Raw genomic sequence first — 15,502 nt, forward strand, 5'->3', positions numbered from 1 at the left:
TTTTAATTTTGAATAATTTCAGCTTTAAATTGTTGATTTTTAAGACTTTAGGGTTGTTTTTGGAATTGTATTTTTTTGCAAAAAATAAAATTAAAGTTATTTTTTATAGCAATTTTGAAAGAGAATATAGACCTTTGTAAAAAATATATCAAAAAGTAAGTGGTAGAAAATCAATAAGAAAATGGCAAAGAAAAAATCCAAAGCAAAAATAATTTCGAATAAAGAAACACAACCAGCTTCGAATGTAAATTCAAAAAAAGCAACCCCAAAAAAGCAAATAGAACCTATAAAAGAGGATAATAATCTGCTTTTTTCGCCCATTTCTACAAAACTAGCTTTGATTCTGACACTTGTTGCAGCGTGTCTGTATTTTGCTTTTTCTTTTGTTTCCGAAGGGTTTTATCAGCAAGATGAAGCTGTACACTATGTTTCGATGAAGCGTTTTTGGTTTAATCCAAATAGAATTTTGAGCAACTGGGAAAAACCTGGATTTAAGCTCGTTTATGCCTTGCCTTCACTTTTGGGTGTTCATTTTGTTACTTTTTTTAATTGTCTTTTGGCTGCTTTTTCTGGATTCTTTGCTTTTAAATTGGCACAGAAAATAAACATTAAGATTCCTGCTCTAGCTCTTATTTTCTTGCTTACCCAACCGTTTTGGATTGGTCTTTCTTTTCGTAATTACTCTGAACTTTTAGCTGCCTTCCTTTTGATTTTGGCTGTCTATCTCAATGAAGACAAAAAATATGCTTTTGCTGCCCTTGCTGCTTCGTACATTGTCTTTATTCGTCAAGAATTTTATCCATTTTTGGCTCTCTATTTTTTCTTTTTGCTTTATAAAAAACAATGGCTTCCTGCACTTCTGACAGGTGTTTTTCCATTAGTTCACAACTTTTGGGGGGCAGCTATTACAGGCGATTTTCTGTATTTATTAAATCAAGTTTTGAAGACAAGTAGTGAAATAGGCGACCAATATCCAAGACAAGGTTTCGAACATTATTTCTTGATGTCAGCAACTGTTTATGGTGGAATTATTATTACACTTATTGTGGCTTATTTTACGTTGAAAGCATTTCAAAAGAAAATTCCTCACGTTACAGTTGCTATTTTACCAACACTTTACTTTCTAATGTACTGTGTTTTTAATATTCAGTCTGTTCCTATTGGACCTGCAACGGCTGGAAACTTGCGTTATTTGATTATTGTTGCTCCTCTTTTTAGTGTAATGGCTGCTTTAGCTGTTGAGGAATATCGAAGTACAAAAGATGCTTGGAAGGTAATTTATGCACTAATTCCGTTATCTATTTTGGTAGGAATTTATATGACATATCCTGATAATCAGATTATGCTTTTGGATGAAAACTATGCAGAAAGAATGGCAAGGGCAGGAAGGGAGTTTCAAGTAGAACGTTATTTTGCGCCTCTAATTGCTGTTTTGGGAACTATTATTATTCTTATTATTGGTCTTTCATTTTCTCAAGCCAGACTTGCTTTTGCTGTTTTTGCTGTTTTTATGGCACTCATTACGCTTAAGCCAAAACCACTTTCAGAAGAAGATTCAAATGTGAAGAGTATGGCAAAATGGTATGAAAACTTTACTGAAAAATATGGACAAACACCTATTTTGGTAAACCATCAACTTTTTTATTACTATTTAGATGAAACACCTGAAAGTTTTGAGATTACACCAACTTCAATAGACTCTACGACAGTTGCTAATCTGCCACAAAATGGTCTTATTTTTTGGGATTCTCATTATTCGTATCGTCCAGAACAAAACAAAGCAATGCTTAATTACAAATATTTCTTAGAAAACCCTCAAAAATTTGATAAAATACAAGAGTTTTGGGCTGCTGATAGAAGTTTTGTAGGATTTGTTTTTCGTAAAAAATAATCTACTAAAATGACTAATTTTTCTCGTAGTTGCTTTGATAATAAATACAGATTTTCCTCAGAATTGAGTCGTTAAACCTAATTCTGAGGAAAGATAATCTAATCGTTTAGCTGTTATTGGTGTTTTAGTGTAGTAACTATAATCACTCTTGTTTAGTTAGTAGTACGACAAAGGTTACAAAAATGTAACTTGTTATTCTACATCACATCTACAATTTTTGCATAAACATCATCCCACAAAAATGCTTTCATTTCTCCCGTATGAAGTCTCAAAATAAGCAAATTGTATTTATCAGTATGGTCTCCAATTCCTAAACGATAACCTGTTGCTCGTGTATGAGGGTGAAATCCAAATTTTTCACAGTTGGGAAGAACTGTCCCAAGAGCTACCGAATTGAAGTCTGGTCTTCTTGAACTATAAAATAGATTTTCTTTGAGTGTATTTATCAACTCTGGATTATTAAATTTTAATGTTTCTTTGTCATACATGTCCTTTGGGTCAGTATTCAATAAATCTTTTATAGCCAAATCTGCACGTCGTTTGCGTTCTTCTCTCGCATTAATTTCTGCAAAAGCCATTGCTATACGCATTTTATTCATAAGATTATTTTCACCTTGCAAATCTTCTTCTGTTGCACCATAAGCTGACCTCCAACGAATATTTAGGCGTAAGTGCGCACGTACATCTTTGATGGCTAAAAAACGTTTTTCTAATTCATCAGGTTCAAAATTACCAACATTTGCAGCAGTTACGGCATAGGGTGCATATTCTCCTTCAAGCTGTGCCAAGCTTTTCGTAGGACGAATAAGCTTACGAGTAGAATCTGTTGGTGAAATAGTTGAATCGGCAATTACAATAGCTTCATTCAAGTCTCCAGCATCAATTATTGAATCTTGCTCATAATTGTCTTCTATAATTACAATTTCTAAATTAGTAGAATCATTTTGAGCAAAAGAATAATTGATAAAGATGCCAAAGGTAAAAAAAAGTAAAAGAGCTGTTTTAAGTATAAAATTATTCATTTTGATTATTTAGGATAGATTTTTTTTAGAAAAGTTATTCTCTTTAATGGAGTTTCTAAGAATAAATTTGAATACAAAGTTAATGGTAATTTTACATCTTAGTATAGATTGAACGTAATAAAGCAAAGTTTTTTAGTGAAAAAAGAATTTGCGAAATTTTATTTTCACTAATTCTACTAAAATATAAATTTACTTTATCAGTTTCAACAATGTAAAGCCAATACCAATTATATTCAATCTTTTATCTCTAAATTAAGACAAAATTAGTGCAGAAAATCTAACTAATTAGTTAAATTATTATAGAGGTTATTTATACGTGTGTTATTTGGTGTCCTTAGACTAAAATATCAGCAAAGGCTATGAACCATTTTGAGTTTATGAGTGGATAAATATGCTGTTATTTAATACACAATTTCACTGTATTTTTATTAGCCCAAAATTTAATCAACTCTAGCTATCTAAACATACTTTTTCCTATTATATTTCTAGGATAAAAATGAGTCAAATACTCTTGAGTTTCGTTGATTAAGGTCTTGATATAATCTGTATTTACTTGTTGGGCATCTTGAGTACGAATTTGCTTAGTTTCTTCAAATTTATTGGAAAACTCTGTGGTATAATCCAAATCTAACATATCACAAATATCTGTAATCGTTCGTTCTGGAATTTCTCTAAAGTCTTCATATCTGAAAAATAACCAGTCTGGATAATTGAGTTGATAATACAGTATAGTCTCTGCAAAGATAAGCCATATTCTTAATGCTTTTTCCCATTCTTTTAGGGCTTCAAAATTATTTTCTTTTTTTTCTAAATTTATTCGCTCTAAAGCATTTGGGGCATATTTAATGATTTTTGGTGAAAATAAAGTGTCCAAATCTAAGCTTTCTTTATTTTCTATCCAGTTATACACAAAATGTAAAGGATGTTGAATCAAAACTACTACATCAGTTTTGTAATGCTTATGCAACCATTCTATCAAAAAAAGACTATTTTTATCATAAATAAGAGGACGAATTTCTTTTTTTGTATCTTTATTAATTTGATACTTATCTATAAATCGCTTATACAATTGCTTAACACTATTTCCAAAAGCTCCCTTTGTGTGTTCTTCTTTTGAGTTATAACCAAAACATTCTGCGATAAAAGATTCATACGGATTGTCTTCATCAACAGCAATAAAAGGATATTTACTATCAAATGAAAAAATGTCTATTGAATCAGCAGTAGGCGAAAAAAAATGGGGTAAGTAACGCACCGAAGGAAAAACAGATAAAATAGGTGCTATCCACTCTTGTTGAGAACAAAAAGCTCCTGTAAATAAAATAGGTTTTTGCGTTTGCATTAATTTTAGGGACAGATTTAGACAGAAAGTTTGTAGTTAAGATTATTTTATAAATTAGTAATAAAATTATTACTATACAAAGAATTCTAAATTTAATAAAAAATAATCGTTTTATTTTTCTGATTTTTTTATTTCTCTATCAAAAAAACATAAATTAACTCAAATTGAGGAATCTATTTTTTTAAGCAATTCATTTTTAAGGTTTATAAATTTGTGATACTTTTGTAGTATTGATTTTTCTAAATTACTTTTTTTTGGTGTAATTAGTCATTCATTCATTACTAACTAATCGCTAATAATTAATCACTATTTATGAGTCTGAGTGTCAATCATTTATTAGGAATAAAAGACCTTACCCAAGCTGATATTTTGCATATTTTTGAAATGGCAGAGCAGTTTAAGGAAGTTATTAATCGTCCTATCAAAAAAGTACCTTCTTTACGTGATATTACGATTGCTAATGTTTTTTTTGAAAACTCTACTCGTACTCGTATTTCTTTCGAACTCGCTCAAAAACGTCTTTCTGCTGATGTAGTTAATTTTTCTGCAAGTAATAGTTCAGTTTCAAAAGGAGAAACACTTCTTGATACAGTTAATAATATTTTGGCAATGAAGGTAGATATGATTGTGATGCGTCATTCTAGTGCAGGTGCGCCTCATTTTTTATCCAAACATATCAATGCAGCTATCGTAAATGCAGGAGACGGAACACACGAACACCCAACACAAGCACTTTTAGATACTTTTTCGATTAGAGAAAAATTAGGTGAAGTAGCAGGAAAAAAAGTGGCTATTATTGGAGATATTTCGCATTCAAGAGTAGCTCTTTCTAATATTTTTGCACTTCAAAAACTGGGTGCAGAAGTGATGCTTTGTGGAATGCCTACACTAATTCCAAAGTTTATAAATCAATTAGGAGTAAAGGTAAGTTATAATCTCAGAGAAGCTTTAGAATGGTGTGATGTTGCAAATGTGTTGCGTATTCAGTTAGAAAGGCAAGATGTAAAAAATATTCCTTCGCTGCGTGAATATTCACTTTATTATGGAATAAATAAAGAATTATTGGATTCTCTCAATAAAGAAATTGTAATTATGCACCCTGGACCCATTAATAGAGGAGTAGAAATTGATAGTGATGTAGCCGATTCTGAACACTCAATTATTCTTAATCAAGTAGAAAATGGTGTTGCTATCCGAATGGCTGTGTTGTATCTTTTGGCTGAGAAAATAAAACCGAAATCAGTTACCAGTTAGCAGTAATCAGTTACCAGTTTTAATAGAATTAAAACCCTGATTAAATTTAAAAAAGCAATGGTAATTCATTTCATAATTTATCACTAAACACTTATCATTAATCACTATCTTATGTTAGCATTCATCACAGGCGCAACTTCAGGAATCGGACTTGCCACAGCACACATTTTTGCAGAAAATAATATTGACCTTATTCTTTGTGGAAGAAGAACTGAAAGACTCCAAGAGTTAGAAAAAGAATTATCTCAAAAAGTAAAAGTAACGACACTTTCTTTCGATGTTCGTTATAGAGAGGAAGTGCAAAAGGCAGTTGATTCTCTCCCAAAAGACTTTCAAAATATAGATATTCTTATCAATAATGCAGGAAATGCACACGGACTTTCTTCTATTCAAGAAGGAAGTTTAGATGATTGGGATTTTATGATTGACCTCAACGTAAAAGGACTTTTGTATGTAACAAAGGCACTTTTACCAAAATTATTAAATCAAACAAGGTCAGAAAAAAACAAAGGTCAAATTATAAATATTGGTTCAATAGCTGGGATAGATTCTTATGCTAATGGAAATGTCTATTGTGCTACAAAATCAGCTGTTGCGATGCTTAGTGAGACAATGAGAATTGATTTGCTCAAAGAAAATATAAAAGTAAGTGAAGTAAAACCTGGATTAGTAGAGACAGAGTTTTCGAAAGTTCGTTTCAAAAATGATGAAAATAGAGCTGAAAAAGTATATCAGAATTATACGCCACTTACAGCCGAAGATATTGCCGAGCTTATTTATTTTGTGGTTTCTCGTCCTGCTCATGTAAATATTGCTGATGTTCTGATTTTGCCAACCGACCAAGCCAAATCTGCTATGGTAAATAAGAAATAAAATACCACAAAATATAAAGAGAATTGACGACTGCACTTCGCAAAATAATACATATAGATATGGACGCTTTTTATGCTTCAGTAGAACAGCGAGATAATCCAGAACTAAGAGGAAAGCCTATTGCAGTAGGTGGAGATGGAAAACGAGGTGTAGTGGCAGCAGCAAGTTATGAAGCACGAAAATACGGTGTTTATTCGGCAATGTCTTCCAAAATTGCTTTGCAGAAATGCCCTCATTTGATTTTTGTACGTCCTCGTTTTGAAGAGTACAAAAAGGTTTCTTTACAGATTAGAGCTATCTTTTCAGAATATACAGATTTGATAGAACCACTTTCTTTAGACGAAGCCTATTTAGATGTAACACAAAATAAAAAACAGTTTCCTTCTGCTACTTTACTTGCGATGCAGATTAAAGATGAGATAAAAGCTAAAACTAATCTAACAGCTTCTGCTGGAGTCTCTTTTAATAAGTTTTTAGCCAAAATTGCTTCTGATATTAATAAACCAGATGGAATTTTTACGATTATACCTGCTGATGCTTCAAAATTTATTGATGAGCTTCCTATCAAAAAATTTCATGGTATTGGTAAAGTAACTGCAAAAAAAATGCACCATTTGGGTATTTATACAGGAAAGGATTTGAAAAAATGGCAAAAGAATGATTTGATAAAAAACTTTGGTAAAGCAGGAAGGTTTTATTTTCATATTGCTCACGGACAAGATAATCGCCCTGTAAATCCGAATCGTATCAGAAAATCTATTGGTGCAGAACGGACTTTTTCGGAAGATTTATTTGAGGAAACAGAAATGATAGAATCTCTTCAAAAAATTGCTCAAAAATTATCTCCACTACTTTTGAATAAAGATGTAAAAGGCAGAACCCTTACTCTCAAAATAAAATATGCAGATTTTAATCAAATTACTCGTAGCCAAACTGTTATTCAAGGCTTACAAACTGAAGAGGATTTAGCGAAAATTTATATTCCCTTGCTCAAAAGTATTTTTCCTCTGCAAATAGGAGTTCGATTATTGGGTTTACAAGTTTCTAATTTAAGTAATCAATCAAAAGAAGAGGTAAAGCATAAAATAGGTAGGCAATTGACTTTGGACTTTTGAGTATATTTTAGGAAAATTTGTATGTTTGTTGCTAGTCATTGTATTTTCAGAAATATTCCGTAAATAATAGATGTTGGGAATGTTATACTACCCTATGAAAAACACAAAAAAACTACTTGAACTGCAAATCTAAGATTTGCTAAAATGATAGGTAGTAGTCATCGCTGCGCTAAAGACAACGCCCAACATTCGTTTTTTTACCTTTTATTTGGAACACTACGCACATCAGGTTTTTTTTTGGTTTTGTGGGAAGTTAGTAGATTTGTGAGGGTATTGTTTGTTGTTGGTCATCGTAACGGCAAACCGAAACTAAAGACCAACAACGGCTTCTTTATAATGCTTTGGTTTTTTTGGAAGACCAACAAGAACGCAGATAAAGAATTAAAGCAACATCATAATTACGACAATTAACTTATGGACTCTCTAATAAGATATACAGATTTTCAAAACAAATATTCCGACTATAATGCTTGGAAGCCAAGTAATGCTTTTACTATTCATAATACTACTAACAATTGTATTGAGCAGCTATATAAATATGAGATTGTTGAACAAGTTTTCAATGGGGTAGGTCATACAAGGGATAGTATTCTTTATGCTAAAAAATTACATAAATTTCAAAACGGATTAATACAAGAGTTTTCTAAACAAGAACGAAATAACACCTATATATATGTAATTGAACATAAGAAGAAAAAATTGTCAAGAATAAGAAGTTATAAAGGTTTAGTAGATAAAAAGAAAATCGCTCCGAGCAACTATTGTCAGAATGAATTTATGTTAGAACATAACGAAACAATAATATCTTTTATAACTTCTTTAATAGGAGAAAATGTTGTTCAATTATTAGAATATTTCTTTGATGATTCGACCTGTTTTGTAATAAAGAGTGATGAAGATTATTTAAACGTAGATTTCTTAAACTTAGTGTTATCTACTTTAGATTTAACTGGCAACATTGAATTAGATTATTTAAAATTATTATGTCTATTCTGTAATAAAAATGATATTATATATCGAATAGGAGGAAATTCAGGAGAAGATTACTGGAGTCTGCAGAAGTTCATAAAAAAGTAGATATACACTGTTGTTGGTCATCGTAACGGCAAACCGAAACTAAAGACCAACAACGGCTTCTTATCTAATGATTTGGACTTTTTGGAAGACCAACAAGAACGTAACAACGGCTTTTTTTACGTTTTTAGCAAATCGGAACACCAACAAGAACGTAGAATTTGAATAAAAATCTGTTTTTTTTTGATTTGAGTTTTTTGTTTTTTGTGGGAAGTTATTAGGTTTGTGGGGTGTGTTTGTTGTTGGTCATCGTAACGGCAAGCCGAAACTAAAGACCAACAACGGCTTCTTTCTAATGATTTGGATTTTTTGGAAGACCAACAAGAACGTAGACAACGCTTAACTACTACTGTTTTGGAACACTACGCTCATCAGGGGGAGTTACTCTTAAAATATCCCAATAGTCTCCGTTAAATTCATAGATAGGTAAATGGACGAAGTTGTACAAAGCTTCTCGTAGCTCTTTAGTTTGTTCCTTCCATAGTTTCTCTGACCTGATAATTCCATTTTTAAATTTTTTCTCATCTGTAACTTTTTTAGGATGCCAAGCAGAAAGCCAATATCCTTCCACATCCTTTTGTTCTACATCTTCTAATGTTTCTAACGAAGCCTTTGATATTTTACTTGCGTATTTCTTATAATACAGAAACATATCATCCACTAATAATAAAATAGAATACATGTAAAATATGGAACCCCAACTATTATCTTCTGCTTTGCTCTCTAAATAACTAATGAGTTGATCCAACTGAGTTTCTATTTCTTTACTACTGATATATGTAGTATAATAGCTAAGTTTTACTAATATTGGATTTTCAAAAGTTATAGGTAACTCTTTTTCTTTAGCTTTCTCGTCGAAAGACAATAGAGTTCTTTTAAATAGTCTATGTTCAAACATTGATATTATTGAATTATGATAGCACCTTTTTTACCGTTAAAATTGTAATTTATATGTTCACAAATGTTGGGCGTTGTCTGCAACTACGACCTATCAGTCCAGCAAGTCTTAGACCTTATCCTGTCCCATAAACTTTTCAATTTTGGCTATTGTTTTGTATTGATTTTATTTATTTACTATTCTTACCTTCATTTTATGTTATATCAACCTTTGGAACATTGGAGCGAACGAGAATTTATGGATTGTGGTGTTGAAGACTTACGAGAAGCGAAAAGTATTTCGAAGATGGCAGATAAATTATTAGCTACTCCAGAAAACTCTTTCAGTAGTAGCGTAGGTAATAGTCTACGAAAAGCAGCTTGGCGTATTTTTTCAAAGGAAGAAGTAGATATTAGCTACGGACATTATCGTCAATCTTCTCTTCGTTGTTCCTCTGAATCTATGGTTTTGGTTCACCAGGATACAACAGATTTGAATTTTGGAGGTCATTTGGCTAGTGAAGGTTTAGGTGACTTAGGAGGTAGTACTGGCAAGCCTATTCTAGGTCTTTGTGTTCATAGTGCTTTAGTTACTACGGAAGCAGGTATTCCTTTGGGTTTGATTTCACAAAAGATATGGGCGCCTACAGTGGGCAGTAAAGAAAAAAAAGTAATTCCTCACCTTCCAATAGAAGAAAAAGAAAGTTATCGTTGGTTAGAGGCTCTACAAGATATTAGCCATCGTTTAAAAGATGTTTCTAAGGTAATTGTAGTTTCTGATAGAGAGAGTGATTTTTATGAATATATTGATGCTACTCGTGGTAGAAATGTGGAGTTGTTATTTAGAGTGCATCATTTACGTCGTAGAGTATATGCAAATGGAGAGAAGATAGCTTTAGGGCAAGTTAGTTTTTCATCATTATCAGAGATAGATGTTTTTCTACCTAAGAGCAAAACTAGAGAAGCTAGAAAAGCTCGTCTTACAATAAGCTAGGGAGATATTATTTGCCCACCTTCGCAAAGGAAAAAGGGATCAGAACATCATTTATCTCTTATTATAGCTAAAGAAATGCACCCTCCCAAAGATCAAGAGGCAGTAGAATGGTATCTACTAACCACTCAAAAAATAGTTACCCTTCAACAGGCACTTCTTTGTATAGAACACTACAAAAAACGTTGGACTATTGAGCGTTGGCATTATGTGCTTAAACAGGGTTTACGAATAGAAAAACTACAGTTTGATACATTTACTTCACTATCTAATGCTATCAGCTTACTCTCCATTGTAGCTTGGCAACTTTATTTGCTCAAAAAACTGGCAGAAGACTATGAAGATATTTCTGCTGATCAAGTATTGACAAAGATACAACTAGAGGTGTTAGGAAAACAAAGTCAGAAAAAAATACGCTACCTTCAAGAGGCTTTGATACGCATCGCTGTGTTAGGTGGATTTACACCATCTAAAAAACAACCTCTACCTGGCGAAATGACAATATGGAAAGGGTATAAGATGCTTAGTTTAATAGTTCAAGGCTATAAACTGGCTAACCCAAAAAAATATGGGACAGGATAAGGTCTTAGACTTGCAAGTTAAGTAGGTATTTTTGTAATTACTGCTCTGTCTCGCAAGAAATAAAATGGCTATCACTCGTTTTTAACGAGTGATTTATATGTATTCGGCTTGTACTTGTAGCCATAATTTTTGTATTTTCTTTTCCGAGTTGTTGTTGTTTAGTTTTGATTTACCGTTACAGTTACCAAAAAAGACGAAAGTACAATCAAATAGTGAATAACTAGAAATTATTTATTTCAATCACTAAACTACCAAAAAAATGTCACAAATCACTCCCAAACTAGAAGTTGAGGTAATACAGCTTCTCAAACAAAATAAAATTTTAGAAGCTATAAAGTTAATAGTAACAAATACAGAATTAGGTTTGAAAGATTCAAAAGAATATGTAGATGAATTGAAAGTTAGGCTAAAAAATAGCAAATAGCTTACTTGAAAACTCCTACCAAACGATAATAATCCATCATCGTAATACGGAAGGTTTCTCGCTCTTTCTTAGTATCTAAAATAGGAATTTCATTAGGAAGCATATAAAATTCGTATTTGTCTAACAGGCTATTATAAAGTTGTGTAGCAAATTCGTATTGTGTATCTACGTGTCCTGCAATGTAAAAAAGTGTTCCCTGTGCTTCGGTTTTAGGATTTTTCCAACGGATTTTGAGGGTGTCATTTTTAGATTCATCAAAATAATCTTCTATGTATTTATTGGGGTCTGTGATAATGTAAGCTTTGTCCTTATCCCACAGATAAACGATTGTCATATTCAGAACAGGCTTCAAAGTATCTTCACTTGCATCTTCATGAGTATAAATTTCTCTTTTTAGTTTAGGTTCGTCTTTCTTGTTATAATCTAGACTTCTAGTGTTTTTAAAAAATAAAACTGAATTTTGTGTAGTCGAATTTTTTGTCTCACTAGCAGAAACTCGTTTGTCTTTATCAGGGTTACAACCTAGAAGAAAAATAGAGCAGAGCGTTATCAGAGACAGATAAATAATAGATTTCATAGAATTTATAAAAAGTGATTGAGTTAAAGTTTGAACTTATAATGTTTTGAAAATGGTATAGGTTTGAGAACAAACAAAAAAAATAATTCGAAATTTCTCTCAAAAAAATTCTTTAAATAAAATCAGAATATCGACCTTTGTAAAAAAGTAAGACAGATAGACTAAATAATTATAAGAAATCTATCGTTAATAAAATAGCTGTCTATCCGTTCCAAAAAAATCAATAAAATAGCTAAATCTCTATAAGAAAGAAAAAATAAAATATTATTTTTGCAACCCTTTTGCTTTCACAAGCTATTGATAAGATAATCTTCCAATAAAAAAGCATAATTCAGTCAAAGAAAACATAATTAAAAATACAGGGCTGTTCTTTACGCCCTTTTATTCAAAATTAATTGATAAAAACATATTTCTATGTCAAATACGAACTCTAATACAAAAGAACTTTTACACGAACCTTTACTTGCCGAAAATCCAAATCGTTTCGTACTTTTTCCTATCAAACAGGATGATATTTGGCAGATGTACAAACAAGCAGAAGCTAGTTTTTGGACTGCCGAAGAAATAGACCTTTCCAATGATATGAAAGATTGGGAAAATATGAGTGACAACGAACGTCATTTTGTAAAACATGTCCTTGCTTTCTTTGCAGCTTCTGATGGAATTGTTAATGAAAACTTGGTTGTCAATTTTATGAAAGAAGTGCAATCACCAGAAGCTCGTTGTTTTTATGGTTTTCAGGTAATGATGGAAAATATTCACGCTGAAACCTATTCGCTTCTGATTGATACTTATATTAAAGGGACAAAAGAAAAAGATTATTTATTCAATGCTTTGGATAACTTAGAATGTGTTGCTAAAAAAGGAGAATGGGCATTGCGTTGGATTGAAAGCGAAAATTTTGCAGAGCGTTTGATTGCGTTTGCTGCCGTAGAAGGAATATTTTTTAGTGGTTCTTTTTGTTCTATTTTTTGGCTCAAAAAACGTGGCTTAATGCCAGGACTTTCTTTTTCGAATGAGCTTATTTCTCGTGATGAAGGTTTGCATTGCGATTTTGCTTGTCTTTTGTATAACAATTATATCCAAAACAAACTTCCAAAATCACGTATTATCGAAATCATTACAGATGCTGTAAAAATCGAACAAGAATTTGTAACTGATGCAATTCCAGTAAGTCTTATCGGAATGAATTCTGATTTGATGAATCAATACATTGAGTTTGTGGCTGATAGATTATTAGGTGAACTAAATTGTGAAAAGCAATACAACTCTACAAATCCATTCCCTTTTATGGAAATGATTAGTCTTCAAGGAAAAACAAATTTCTTTGAAAAGCGTGTTGCAGAATATCAAAAAGCAGGAGTAATGAATAATAATGATGATTCTCCTAAGTTCTCTTTAGATGAAGACTTTTAATCAAAGATTATAAGAATAGCACTAAAAAAGCCTTTCAAAATTTGTTTTTTGAAAGGCTTTTTTGATTTTAAAACTCCAAATAAGGAATAAGTTTTGTTAGGTTTTCCTCTTTGATGGCTCTTGATTTTTTAATATCTTCTATATTTTTATAATTTCCGTGCTGTTTTTTGTACTTTAATAAAATACTTGCTGATTTTCCTTTTATGTATAAATGATTTTTAAGAGTTTGGTAATCTGCTTTGTTTATATTTATTTTTTTGATGGGAGAAATAATCAAAGCATACTTTTTTAATTCTTCATAAGCTTCTGGGGAAAGAATATAAACGTCTTTTGCCTGTTCTAAAGAATGAAAACCTCCTATTCTATTTCTAAAATTCTCTATTTGAAGAGCTGTTTTTTCTCCTATTCCTCTTATTTGCTTTAAGGTCGCTGTATCAGTCGTGTTTATATCAAACTTTTCTATGACTTTTGGAACATATTTTTTATACTCTTTCTTCTCATACGTGGAAGTATATTTATTCTCTGAATTATCTTTGCCATAGTTCTTATACTTATTTTTATCATATTTCTTCTTCTTGTATTTATTTTGAGAAGCATATTTATTTTTATAATAAGCCTTTCTATCTACCGAATCAGGCAAATCTATATAGTCTTTCAAACGCTCATACTCTTCTTTTGGAAAACCATTAAAACGTTCTAAATCATTTTTTTGAAGAAAGACATATTTTTTATTGACTGCATTTACTACCCTTTTGGCAACCCAAGGCCTTACACCCATTGCTTGCCATTGTGCTATCGATAATTTGTTTGGGTTGAAGAGTGGAATTTCTAACATTGCTAACTTTGTTTCTCTATCCAAAGGCTGTTGCATCTCCAAAACTGCCAACAAACTATCTGCTTTTTCAACTTGTAATGCTGTCAACTCAGCATCTATTTCATCTATACTTTGTACTCTCTCATAAATTATTGCAAGAATAGGAAATACAAAAACTATTGACAAAACAACCATTCCATTTGCTTCTCGCTGAGAAAAATTGCTATTGTTCTTTACTAATTCAGAAAATTCTGCCCTTATATTTTGGATGAGGTTCATTTCTTTATGGTTTTTATTTTTTGAAATATAAGAATTTTTCTTTGAAGTTGTTTAAGATTTGAAGCAGGAAAACATTTAATAACTTTTGTTGCAGATGATTTTGATGAGCCTTTAGAAGATATTTTAACTAAAAAGTTACCAATTTGGTAACTTTTTTTAGTATATTGGAGTTTAACTAAAAACGAGGTATGCGAATAATTGCAAAAAGAACACTACGAGAATTTTGGGAAATACATGCTGATTGTGAACAGCAGTTGAAGGCGTGGTATAGTGAAATTGAAAAAGCAGACTTTCAAACCATAAATCAACTCAAAGAGAATTATCCTAATGCAAGTATTCTCAAAGAAAACAGAATTGTTTTCAATATAAAAGGAAATAATTATCGCCTAATTGTAAAATTTAATTTTGAATTTCAAATCGGTTGGATACGATTCATAGGTACACACACCGAATATGACAAAATAAATGCAAACGAAATATAAGATGAATATACAACCAATTACCACAGAAAAAGACTATCAAGAAGCATTAGAAAGGCTAGAATTTATTTTTGATGCAAAAAAAGGAACTCTAGAGGGAAATGAATTAGAAATTCTATCTATTCTGATAGATAAATATGAAAACGAAAACTTTCCTATCGAAATGCCAAACCCAATAGAGGCTATTAAATTTAGAATGGAACAAATGGGAATAAGCAATAAAGAACTTGCTGATATCTTGGGTTATAAAAGTAGAGTGAGCGAAATTTTTACTAAAAAAAGAAAATTGAGTTTGGCTATGATACGCAAACTTCACACTCATTTGTCTATACCAACAGAAGTTTTGATTAGAGAATATAATTAAATGATATTACGCAGAAATAGAATTTGAAAAATTTCTCGTACAAACAAACGAAACTCACGATTTTAATCGTGAAAAAAAACAGATACAAAATAGTAGAAACAACAATACAAATATTCGTTTCTAGGTAAA

General features: G+C 31.4%; 16 protein-coding genes. 11 read left to right on the top strand and 5 right to left on the bottom strand.

The features are described from left to right. Window positions 1–181: 181 nt before the first annotated feature. A complete protein-coding gene (locus WAF17_RS07795; protein ID WP_338768432.1) occupies window positions 182–1,891 on the top strand; it encodes a hypothetical protein in 1,710 nt (569 codons plus the stop codon). A gap of 197 nt (window positions 1,892–2,088) precedes the next feature. Here WAF17_RS07795 and WAF17_RS07800 read toward each other — a convergent pair whose 3' ends face one another. Both WAF17_RS07800 and WAF17_RS07805 read right to left on the bottom strand, forming a co-directional pair. Beyond that, the gene (locus WAF17_RS07800; RefSeq protein WP_338768434.1) at window positions 2,089–2,913 is read right to left on the bottom strand and encodes a hypothetical protein; all 825 of its coding nucleotides are present in this window, start codon (window positions 2,911–2,913) and stop codon (window positions 2,089–2,091) included. 454 nt (window positions 2,914–3,367) lie between these two features. After that, a complete protein-coding gene (locus WAF17_RS07805; RefSeq protein ID WP_338768436.1) occupies window positions 3,368–4,255 on the bottom strand; it encodes a hypothetical protein in 888 nt (295 codons plus the stop codon). A gap of 312 nt (window positions 4,256–4,567) precedes the next feature. Here WAF17_RS07805 and WAF17_RS07810 point away from each other — a divergent pair, with 312 nt between their 5' ends. From WAF17_RS07810 to WAF17_RS07825, 4 genes are all read left to right on the top strand, one after another. Then, window positions 4,568–5,509, top strand: coding sequence for an aspartate carbamoyltransferase catalytic subunit (locus WAF17_RS07810; protein WP_338768438.1), 942 nt, complete (start codon window positions 4,568–4,570; stop codon window positions 5,507–5,509). Between the two features lie 111 nt (window positions 5,510–5,620). Continuing rightward, window positions 5,621–6,382 (top strand): SDR family NAD(P)-dependent oxidoreductase, encoded by a 762-nt coding sequence (locus tag WAF17_RS07815; RefSeq protein ID WP_338768441.1) that lies wholly within the window; start codon window positions 5,621–5,623, stop codon window positions 6,380–6,382. 23 nt (window positions 6,383–6,405) lie between these two features. After that, the gene (dinB, locus tag WAF17_RS07820) at window positions 6,406–7,497 is read left to right on the top strand and encodes a DNA polymerase IV (protein ID WP_338768443.1); all 1,092 of its coding nucleotides are present in this window, start codon (window positions 6,406–6,408) and stop codon (window positions 7,495–7,497) included. 414 nt (window positions 7,498–7,911) lie between these two features. Continuing rightward, complete coding sequence (locus WAF17_RS07825) at window positions 7,912–8,574, top strand: hypothetical protein (protein WP_338768445.1); 663 nt, start codon at window positions 7,912–7,914, stop codon at window positions 8,572–8,574. Between the two features lie 343 nt (window positions 8,575–8,917). Here the strand turns inward: WAF17_RS07825 and WAF17_RS07830 are convergent, their stop codons facing one another. After that, a complete protein-coding gene (locus WAF17_RS07830) occupies window positions 8,918–9,436 on the bottom strand; it encodes a hypothetical protein (RefSeq protein WP_338768448.1) in 519 nt (172 codons plus the stop codon). A gap of 228 nt (window positions 9,437–9,664) precedes the next feature. Between WAF17_RS07830 and WAF17_RS07835 the strand changes: the two genes are divergently transcribed. From WAF17_RS07835 to WAF17_RS07845, 3 genes are all read left to right on the top strand, one after another. Next, window positions 9,665–10,441, top strand: a complete 777-nt coding sequence (locus tag WAF17_RS07835) for a hypothetical protein (protein ID WP_338768450.1) — start codon at window positions 9,665–9,667, stop codon at window positions 10,439–10,441. 75 nt (window positions 10,442–10,516) lie between these two features. Next, the gene (locus WAF17_RS07840) at window positions 10,517–11,020 is read left to right on the top strand and encodes a transposase (protein ID WP_338768452.1); all 504 of its coding nucleotides are present in this window, start codon (window positions 10,517–10,519) and stop codon (window positions 11,018–11,020) included. A 259-nt stretch (window positions 11,021–11,279) separates the two neighbouring features. Then, window positions 11,280–11,444, top strand: a complete 165-nt coding sequence (locus WAF17_RS07845) for a hypothetical protein (protein WP_338768454.1) — start codon at window positions 11,280–11,282, stop codon at window positions 11,442–11,444. Window position 11,445: 1 nt separating this feature from the next. Here the strand turns inward: WAF17_RS07845 and WAF17_RS07850 are convergent, their stop codons facing one another. After that, window positions 11,446–12,021 (bottom strand): hypothetical protein, encoded by a 576-nt coding sequence (locus WAF17_RS07850; RefSeq protein ID WP_338768457.1) that lies wholly within the window; start codon window positions 12,019–12,021, stop codon window positions 11,446–11,448. 414 nt (window positions 12,022–12,435) lie between these two features. On the opposite strand from WAF17_RS07850, the gene WAF17_RS07855 reads away from it, so the two are divergent. Then, complete coding sequence (locus WAF17_RS07855; RefSeq protein WP_338768460.1) at window positions 12,436–13,437, top strand: ribonucleoside-diphosphate reductase small subunit; 1,002 nt, start codon at window positions 12,436–12,438, stop codon at window positions 13,435–13,437. 67 nt (window positions 13,438–13,504) lie between these two features. On the opposite strand, the gene WAF17_RS07860 is transcribed toward WAF17_RS07855, so the two are convergent. After that, window positions 13,505–14,530: a helix-hairpin-helix domain-containing protein gene (locus tag WAF17_RS07860; RefSeq protein WP_338768463.1), complete on the bottom strand. Its 1,026-nt coding sequence runs from the start codon at window positions 14,528–14,530 to the stop codon at window positions 13,505–13,507. A 188-nt stretch (window positions 14,531–14,718) separates the two neighbouring features. Here WAF17_RS07860 and WAF17_RS07865 point away from each other — a divergent pair, with 188 nt between their 5' ends. Then, the gene (locus tag WAF17_RS07865; RefSeq protein ID WP_338768465.1) at window positions 14,719–15,012 is read left to right on the top strand and encodes a type II toxin-antitoxin system HigB family toxin; all 294 of its coding nucleotides are present in this window, start codon (window positions 14,719–14,721) and stop codon (window positions 15,010–15,012) included. A gap of 1 nt (window position 15,013) precedes the next feature. Next, the gene (locus WAF17_RS07870; RefSeq protein WP_338768467.1) at window positions 15,014–15,373 is read left to right on the top strand and encodes a helix-turn-helix domain-containing protein; all 360 of its coding nucleotides are present in this window, start codon (window positions 15,014–15,016) and stop codon (window positions 15,371–15,373) included. Window positions 15,374–15,502: the final 129 nt, after the last annotated feature.

The organism is Bernardetia sp. ABR2-2B (genome assembly GCF_037126435.1).
Taxonomy (GTDB): Bacteria; Bacteroidota; Bacteroidia; order Cytophagales; family Bernardetiaceae; genus Bernardetia.